The organism is uncultured Caulobacter sp., assembly GCF_937900395.1.
Taxonomy (GTDB): Bacteria; Pseudomonadota; Alphaproteobacteria; order Caulobacterales; family Caulobacteraceae; genus Caulobacter.
In genome coordinates this window covers 1-7,842 of the sequence record NZ_CALCDX010000067.1, presented here as the reverse complement: position 1 = coordinate 7,842, position 7,842 = coordinate 1, and the positions used below count along the sequence as shown (strand labels likewise).

Below are 7,842 nucleotides of genomic sequence, written 5' to 3'. Positions count from 1 at the left end.
GGGGACAGCGTAGCTCTGGATGCTGGTCACCGCGCTCGAAAGAATCTCACAACTCCGCTGTCCGACACGGCTATTCAACGCGGAGGAAAACGGATGGCAAACGCTGGGTTGCTCCCACGGAACCGTGGCCGGTCAGTTCACTCCTCCAGGACAGCGACGGCCAGCGCCCCGGCACCCACATGCAGAGCGAGTACCGGACCCAGGTCGGTGACGATCACCGGCGAGCAGGCCGGCAGCCGCCGCTCGAGCACCTCGGCGAGCCCCGCGGCACCCTCCGGGTCCGCGACGTGATGCACGGCAATGGCGGCGGATCGGTCCCCGACCACGCCCTGAACCTGGTCGAGCATCGTCGAGACCGCCTTGCTCGCCGTCCGGACCCGCTGCGCCAGAACGAGTTTCCCGTTGTCCACCCGCAGCAGTGGTTTCAATGAGAGTGCGGTTCCCAGCCAGGCCGCCGGACCGCCGAGCCGTCCGCTGCGCCGCAGGTTGTCCAGCCGTTGCACGACGATGTAGGCGTGCGTCCGATCGACGGCCGCACGGGCCACGCTCAGTACGGTCTGCAGGTCGGCGCCGCCGGCGGCTGCGCGCGCCGCGGCCAGCGCGATGAAGCCGGTGCCCATTGCCGCGGACCGCGAATCGACCACGGCCACGCCGTCCCCCAGCTGACGCGCGGCCTCCTCGGCGGCCGAGAAGGTGCTCGACAGCTCGGCCGACAGGTGCACACCCAGCACCCCGTCGCCACCGCTGGCCGCCAGCGCGCGTTCGTAGGCCGCGCAGAGTTCGGCGGGCGTCGCCCCGGCCCCATGCCGACGGCGATCGAGCCGATGCCCGACGACACCAAGCTGGGCGCCATGGGCCGCCTGCGCCCCGGCGCCAACACCACCCTCGCGATCGTGGCGAGCACCGCCGACCTCAGCACGGCCGAGGCGCAGCGCATGGCGATGATGGCGCATGACGGGATGGGACGCGCGATCCGTCCGGCCCACACGACCTTCGACGGCGACATTGTCTTCGCCCTGGCCTCGGGCGCGGCGACTCTGGGCGAAGGTCCGGCGCGAGCGGCCGGGCTCGCGCGCCTCGGATCGGCGGCGGCGGACTGCCTGGCGCGCGCGATCGCTCGCGCCGTGTTCGAAGCTAGGGCGGCGTGATCGTCTCGCCGCCGGCCAGCTGAATGGCGGCGGTCTCGAGGTGGTTCAGCAGGCGCTTGAAGGTCGCGACCTCGCTGGGCGCCAGGCCCGCTAGCAGCGTGGCCTCGTAGGCCAGGGCCAGGGGCGCGATCTCGGCGAACAGCCGACGACCGGCGGCCGTCAGCTCTAGGGTGTGCGAACGGCGATCGGAGCGCACCGTGGTGCGGGCGACGAGCCGGCGCACCACCAGATCCTGGGCGGCGCGGCTGACGCGGACCTTGTCCATGGCCGTGCGGGTGACGGCGGCGTGCTGGGTCAACGCGCCCTCGGCCAGCACGGACATCAGCCGCCACTGCGGGATGGTCAGACCGAAACGGTCCTCATAGGCGCGGGCGATCAGGCGGCTGACAGCCGCCGAAGCTGTTGCCAGGCGATACGGCACATAATCGGAAAGACTGACACCGGCTTCGGGCGCGTCAGGCGCGCCCGGCGTAAGCGGAGAGACCGTGGCGGTCATGTCCCGTTCCTTTCGTCCTCCCAGGCGCGACCGCCTTGAAGGAGCGGCCTTCGCCAGTCCATCCACGCTGGCCCGGACCCTGGCGTTTCGGTCCGGCGCGCGTCTTGATCTGAGCGCGGCGAGCTGAAGCCACAATGCCGCCCGGCGACCACCCTCTTCATGAAGCAGTTTCGCACGCCCCGTGGGCAGAGAATAGCTGTCTCGCCTCGCAGAGTGGCGTTTCCATGCCTCGACTAGGCTGAAACAGGCGTTTTTGTCTTCGCGCCCGCGAGTCAGGCCCAGCCTCCCGCCCTACGCGGGGCGCGTGATTGTCGCCGAAGCGCGCGCCCCGTGATCATAGCGCGACGGACCGCCATAGACGGCGACTTCGCAAAGGATGTCGCCGCCCTCTTCGGCCGCCCAGATGTAGCTGCGCTCCACCTCGACATAGCGGCCAGCCGGCGAAATCCCCTCGAAGGTGTCCCCCCAGGGGATGATCCCGCGCAGATCCTGCCACCGCAGGGTCAGGGCCCGCGAAAGCTCGTCGCGGGACATCGCCTCCAGATCAGGATCGTCCGCCAAGACCTCAGCCTTCGGCGGTGTCGCGGAAATAGGCCTCGACCTCGCCCTGCAGCTTGATGGTCATCGGGTTGCCCTTGCGGTCCAGCGTCTTGCCGGCCGCGACGCGCACCCACTTCTCGCTGATGCAGTATTCCTCGACATTGGTCTTCTCGACGCCCTTGAAGCGGATGCCGATGCCGCGCTCCAGCAGATCGGCGTCGTAATAGGGGCTGTCGGGATTGACGGAGAGGCGGTCGGGAGGCGTGTCGCTCATGGTCTTCCAGCTTGGATGCGGGCGCGCTGGCCCGTGTCTTGGCCGGCGGTGATACCCACGAAACGCCGAAAGTCCAAATCGGACAGCCGCCCGACGCCTTCGGCCTAGGTCTGCTGGTCGTCCTTGATCGGGTCCGCGGCCGAGACCACGCCATCCTCGTTGGTGTCGTGGTGGACGAACATCCGCCAACCCGAATAGTCGAACTCGGCCCGGGTGATGGCGCCGCTCTTGTCGCTGTCGAGGACATGGAAGCGCACATCGGTCTGGCGCATCTGCCGCTCGCGCTCTTCCTGCTTCTTTTCCGGGGTCCGGTCGGAGGCGGCCAGCTTCGCCTCGAGGCGCGCCTTGAACTCGGCGACGTATTCGGCCTGGGACAGCACGCCGTTCTTGTCGGCGTCGGTCTTGTCAAACTGGATCCTCCGGGTGGCGGCGTACTCGTCCTTGGTGACGACGCCGTCGCCGTTCTGGTCCTGCTCCTTGATGAAGATGTCGCGGGCATGGGAGGCGGCGCTGGCGGGCCCAGCGAGCAACGAGGCGAAGAGCGCCGCACCGGTGAAGAAGATGCGAGTGTTCATGGCGTATCCTTGATCAACGAAGGGATTCGAACGTCAGGGCGTAGGTGTGGCTTTGGCCGGGCAGTCCTGGCCCAGCGGGCGCGACGCGGTGGCGGGCCTGAAGCTGGTAGACGCCTGACCGTCCGACCTTGACCGTCAAACGGCCGTTGGCGTCGCTGGCGAAGGTCTCCGGCGGAGCCTTGGCGTCGTCGGCATAGCGGTCGTCGGCGGCGCTAAGCGTGACCGTCAGGCCCGCCAGCGGCTTGCCGTCGAACAGGGTCTCGAACACCACCGGCCGCCCGGTGACAATCTTGCTGGGGTGGGTGATCGGGCGGAACTCAAGCCCCTTCCCAATCGGGGCCAGCGCCGCGTCGCTCGGCGCGCCGCGTGTCACATAGACCTCGGCGGTCGTCAGGCTCTGCATGTCAATGGCGTTGGCCGGCGCTTTTTCGCCCTCGAAGAACTTCCACTCGCCGCCAACCAGGGCGGCCTTGGCGACGCGTCCGGCGCGCTGGCCCGTGGTGATGCGATAGGTGCCCTGCGCCTCGGTCGCGACTTCGAAGACCGCCAGCTGGCGCAGGTAGATCGGAGACAGCGCCGTGCGCGCGCCATCTGGACCGATCACGGCGTAGGCGTCCGACTTCATCACCACCTCAGGCGTGAAGAAGCTTTCGGTAAACGCGCCCTGCACAGTGATCAGCTTGCGGTCCGAAGCGTCGAACACGCTGGGCAGAAGATAGGGCGAATGGGCCTGGGCGACCGGCGCAGCCAAGCCCAGCAAGAGAACGCCGCCCAGCAGGCCGGCGCGAAGAGAACGGATCATCGAGGCTATCCCAGGCGCCGCTCGGACGCGGCGCAATCTGGTTATTGCGATTAGTTCTGAGAATCAATTGCAAATAGCTTGACCGGATTTCGACGTCGCTCTACCCCCTCGCCATCCAATTGCGAACAATTCGCATCTAACCATCGAAGGGGATATCGATGTCTCGCTTGAAGCTGGCCGCCTTGGCCGCCGCCTCGACCGCCGCCCTGCTCGCCTCAACGGCCCACGCAGCCGACAATGCCTCCGTCCCGAGCGACGCGACCGAGGTCGACAAGGTCACGGTGACGGCGACGCGCTCGGAAAAGCCCGTTTCGAAAGCGCCGGCGACAGTCACCGTTATCTCGTCGGACGAGATGGAGGATGGACTGGTCAAGGACATCAAGGACCTCGTCCGTGACGAGCCCGGCGTCGCGGTGCGCACCGCCCCCGCTCGCTTCACCGCCGCCGGCGCCTCGACCGGGCGCGACGGAAACGCGGGCTTCAACATCCGAGGCCTGGAGGGTAACCGCGTGCTGATCGTGGTCGATGGCGTGCGCGTGCCGGACGGCTTCGCTTTCGGCGCCCAGTCCACAGGACGCGGCGACTATGTGGATCTCGACATCCTCAAGTCCGTCGAGATCGTGCGCGGTCCCGCCTCCGCCCTCTACGGCGCGGACGGCCTGGCGGGGTCGGTCAGCTTCATCACCAAGGACCCGTCGGACATCCTGAAGCCTGGGCAGAACATCGCTGGCCGCGCGAGGGCTTCTTATGCCTCGGCCGACGAAAGCTGGAGCGAAAGCCTGGTGCTGGCGGGCCGCTCGGACCGCTGGGAAGCCCTGCTCGCCTACACCCGCCGCGACGGCGAAGGCCAGAAGACCGCGGGGACCAACGGCTCGGCCAACATCGATCGCACTACCGCCAATCCCGAGGACAACAAGTCCAATGCGGTGCTGGGAAAGCTGATCTACAGCCCCAATGACCGCAACCGCTTCCGACTGACCGTCGACCACCTGGACCACGACATTGACTGGACGGTGCTGTCGGCCATCGCCAAGCCGCCCTTGGCTTCGACCAGCGTGATCGGCCTGACGGCCTTCGACCGGATGAAGCGCGACCGCATCAGCCTGGATCACCGCTTCGGCGGCGGCCAAGGCCTGATCGAGGCCGCCCAGACCACGCTCTATTGGCAACGCAGCAAGACCCGCCAGTTCTCGGCCGAGGACCGCAACACCGCCGCCGACCGCACCCGCGACGCGACCTTCGACAACCGCGTCTTCGGCGCGGGCGCCGAGCTGCACAGCCGCTTCGAAATCGGCGCGTTCACGCACGAGGTCGTCTGGGGCGGCGACGCCTCGATCACCCGGCAGAAGGGCACGCGCGACGGCACGGTCCCGCCCGCCGGCGAGACCTTCCCAGGCAAGGCCTTCCCCACCACCGACTTCACCTTGGGCGGGCTCTACGTACAGGACGAGATCACGGCCGGTCCGGTGACGATCTACCCGGCCGTTCGCCTCGACTACTACAAGCTGGATCCGAAGGCCGACCCGCTGTTCACGACGGCCGCCTCGGGCCAGAGCGACACGCACCTCAGCCCCAAGATCGGCGTGGTCTGGGACGCGACCGAGTTAGTGACGCTGTTCGCCAACCTTGCCGCCGGTTTCAAGGCCCCCTCCCCCTCACAGGTCAACACCGGTTTCGCCAACCTGGTATCGAACTACAAGTCGATCTCGAACCCGGACCTGAAGCCCGAGACGAGCCGCACCCTGGAGGCCGGCTTCCGCCTGCATCGCGATCGCTGGCGCGTGGCGCTGACGGGCTTCACCGGCGAATACGACGACTTCATCGAGCAGGTGCAGGTGTCGGGGAACTTCACCGCCGCCAATCCGGCCGTCTATCAGTATGTGAACCTGTCGGGCGTGAAGATCAGCGGCGCCGAGGCGAAAGGATCGTTCGACCTGAGCGCCGGCTTCACGGCAAAGGCGGCGGTGTCGTACGCGCGCGGCGCGTCCCGGACCAACGGCGTCAACACGCCCCTGGCCTCGATCGATCCGGTCAAGATCACCGGCGGCGTCAATTATCGCGCGCCCTCCGGCAAGTTCGGCGGCGAGCTCAGCGTGATCCATTCGGATCGCAAGTCGGCCGGCCGCGCAGGCGTGACCTGCGCCGGAGCCGGCGGCAGCTCGGCGAATAACTGCTTCATGCCGCCTTCGTTCACGGTCGCCGACCTGACCGGCTGGTGGGCGGTGACAGACGCCGTGACCGTGCGCGCCGGCGTCTTCAACCTGACGGACGAGAAGTACTGGTGGTGGAGCGACATGCGCGGCCTCGCCGATAACTCCACCGTCAAGGACGCCTACAGCCAGCCCGGGCGTAACTACAGCGTCTCCCTGGCGCTGAAGTTCTAGGCGGCTGAGCGGCGCGCGCAGACTGCAAGCCGCGCGCGCCGACATCCTTGCGGACAAGACCGCTCGGCCCTGCTAGCTACGGGCTCTCACTTGATCGGAGTTCGCATGCTGCGTCGCCTCTACGACTGGGTCATGGGCTTGGCCGCCTCCCGTCACGCCCCCGTAAGCCTTTTCGCGGTGTCGTTCGCCGAAAGCTCGTTCTTCCCGATTCCGCCGGACGTCATGCTGGCGCCGATGTGCCTGGCCAAGCCCGAGAAGGCCTGGCGTTACGCCCTGATCTGCACGATCGCGTCGGTCCTGGGCGGCGTCCTCGGCTATGCGATCGGCTACTTCCTGCGCGACTTTGGCCTGTGGATCATGGCCGCGACCGGCCATTCCGGCGGCCTTGAGCAATTCCAGTGCTGGTACGGCAAATACGGCGTCTGGGTGATCCTGGCCAAGGGCTTGACCCCGATCCCCTACAAGCTGGTGACGATCGCCTCGGGTCTGGCGGCGTTCAGCTTCCCGATGTTCATCGCCGCCTCGGCCCTCACGCGCGGCGCGCGCTTCTTCCTGGTGGCCTTCATCGTCAAGAAATTCGGCCCGGCCCTGCTGCCGGTCGTCGAACGCCGCCTCGCGCTATTCGCTGGAATCTTGATCGCCCTCATTGTCATTGGACTGACGGCGAGCCATCTCCTGGGCGGTAGCGGACACGGCGGAGCCTGCGTGGCATGACGAGCGAAAGCGCCACGAACCAGACGAACGGGCTCGTGGGCCGGGTCTATGACCTGGTCACGCGCCACTGGCCTCTGCTGGCGTTCCTGTCCAGCGCCCTGATGCTGGCCATCGCCCACGCCTTCCAGAGCTTTGGCGGGTTGGCCCCCTGTCACCTGTGCCTGAAGCAACGCGAGGTCTACTGGGCGGCCGGGACGATCAGCCTGATCGTCTTCATCCTGCAACGCACGCCGCTGTGGCCGCGCCTGCGGACGCCGGCCAACCTGCTGCTGGGCGCAATTTTTCTCTACGGCGCGGGCCTGGCGGCCTATCACGCCGGCGCCGAATGGAAATGGTGGCCGGGTCCCTCGTCCTGCTCCGGCGTTGGCTTCGCCGGCGCCGCGGATCTGGAGGCGATGCTGAAGGGCACGGCCAAGATCAAGGCTCCGGCCTGCGACCAGGCCCCCTGGGTGTTCCTGGGCCTGTCGATGGCGGGTTGGAACGTGCTGATCTCTTTGAAACTGGCCGTCTGGTCCGTCCTGGCGGCGCTGCGCAAGTCGGAAGCCTCGGCATGAGCAAACCCACCCCTCCCCGCCCCGGACAGGGCGCCCTGAAGACTCGCCTCGGCGAGATTCTGCGCGTCGATCAGGCCGGTGAACTGGCCGCGGTCCACATCTATCGCGGCCAGGCCGCGGTGATGCGAAACGCGCCCGGCCGCGAGCGGATCGCCGAGCAGCTGAAGGAGATGGAGGGCCACGAGCAGGTCCACCTGTCCCGCTTCGATGAGCTTCTGACCGAGCGCGGCGTACGCCCGACCCTGATGTCGCCGGTTTGGCGCGCCGCGGCCTTCGCCCTTGGCGCCGGCACCGCCCTGATGGGCGACAAGGCCGCCCACGCCTGCACCGAGGCGGTCGAGTCGGTGATCGAGAA

At 67.8% G+C, this 7,842-nt stretch carries 10 protein-coding genes and 1 pseudogene; 5 read left to right on the top strand and 6 right to left on the bottom strand.

Annotated features, from left to right (window positions below; translation table 11 throughout):
* Positions 1-137 precede the first annotated feature (137 nt).
* Positions 138-755 (bottom strand): DegV family protein, encoded by a 618-nt coding sequence (locus Q0379_RS06025; protein ID WP_299005688.1) that lies wholly within the window; start codon positions 753-755, stop codon positions 138-140.
* Between the two features lie 21 nt (positions 756-776).
* Here Q0379_RS06025 and Q0379_RS06020 point away from each other — a divergent pair.
* Positions 777-1,148, top strand: a pseudogene (locus Q0379_RS06020) (P1 family peptidase); the annotation flags it as partial.
* Here Q0379_RS06020 and Q0379_RS06015 read toward each other — a convergent pair.
* The 5 genes from Q0379_RS06015 to Q0379_RS05995 form a co-directional block, all read right to left on the bottom strand.
* Positions 1,135-1,644: a MarR family winged helix-turn-helix transcriptional regulator gene (locus Q0379_RS06015; RefSeq protein WP_066681894.1), complete on the bottom strand. Its 510-nt coding sequence runs from the start codon at positions 1,642-1,644 to the stop codon at positions 1,135-1,137. The pseudogene Q0379_RS06020 and the gene Q0379_RS06015 sit on opposite strands and share 14 nt — an antisense overlap.
* A gap of 291 nt (positions 1,645-1,935) precedes the next feature.
* On the bottom strand, positions 1,936-2,178 hold the full coding sequence (locus tag Q0379_RS06010) for a hypothetical protein (RefSeq protein WP_299005685.1): 243 nt from the start codon (positions 2,176-2,178) through the stop codon (positions 1,936-1,938).
* A gap of 31 nt (positions 2,179-2,209) precedes the next feature.
* Positions 2,210-2,458: a DUF3297 family protein gene (locus tag Q0379_RS06005; protein WP_062099782.1), complete on the bottom strand. Its 249-nt coding sequence runs from the start codon at positions 2,456-2,458 to the stop codon at positions 2,210-2,212.
* Positions 2,459-2,562: 104 nt separating this feature from the next.
* Positions 2,563-3,033: a hypothetical protein gene (locus tag Q0379_RS06000; protein WP_299005670.1), complete on the bottom strand. Its 471-nt coding sequence runs from the start codon at positions 3,031-3,033 to the stop codon at positions 2,563-2,565.
* A 13-nt stretch (positions 3,034-3,046) separates the two neighbouring features.
* Positions 3,047-3,835 (bottom strand): DUF4198 domain-containing protein, encoded by a 789-nt coding sequence (locus Q0379_RS05995; protein WP_299005668.1) that lies wholly within the window; start codon positions 3,833-3,835, stop codon positions 3,047-3,049.
* A gap of 158 nt (positions 3,836-3,993) precedes the next feature.
* Here Q0379_RS05995 and Q0379_RS05990 point away from each other — a divergent pair, with 158 nt between their 5' ends.
* From Q0379_RS05990 to Q0379_RS05975, 4 genes are all read left to right on the top strand, one after another.
* Positions 3,994-6,219 (top strand): TonB-dependent hemoglobin/transferrin/lactoferrin family receptor, encoded by a 2,226-nt coding sequence (locus tag Q0379_RS05990; protein ID WP_299005665.1) that lies wholly within the window; start codon positions 3,994-3,996, stop codon positions 6,217-6,219.
* A 105-nt stretch (positions 6,220-6,324) separates the two neighbouring features.
* Positions 6,325-6,933: a YqaA family protein gene (locus Q0379_RS05985; RefSeq protein WP_299005662.1), complete on the top strand. Its 609-nt coding sequence runs from the start codon at positions 6,325-6,327 to the stop codon at positions 6,931-6,933.
* The gene (locus Q0379_RS05980; protein ID WP_299005659.1) at positions 6,930-7,487 is read left to right on the top strand and encodes a disulfide bond formation protein B; all 558 of its coding nucleotides are present in this window, start codon (positions 6,930-6,932) and stop codon (positions 7,485-7,487) included. Before Q0379_RS05985 ends, Q0379_RS05980 begins: the two co-directional genes overlap by 4 nt.
* A partial coding sequence (locus tag Q0379_RS05975; protein ID WP_299005655.1) for a demethoxyubiquinone hydroxylase family protein occupies positions 7,484-7,842 on the top strand: 359 nt, incomplete at its 3' end. The genes Q0379_RS05980 and Q0379_RS05975, both read left to right, overlap by 4 nt.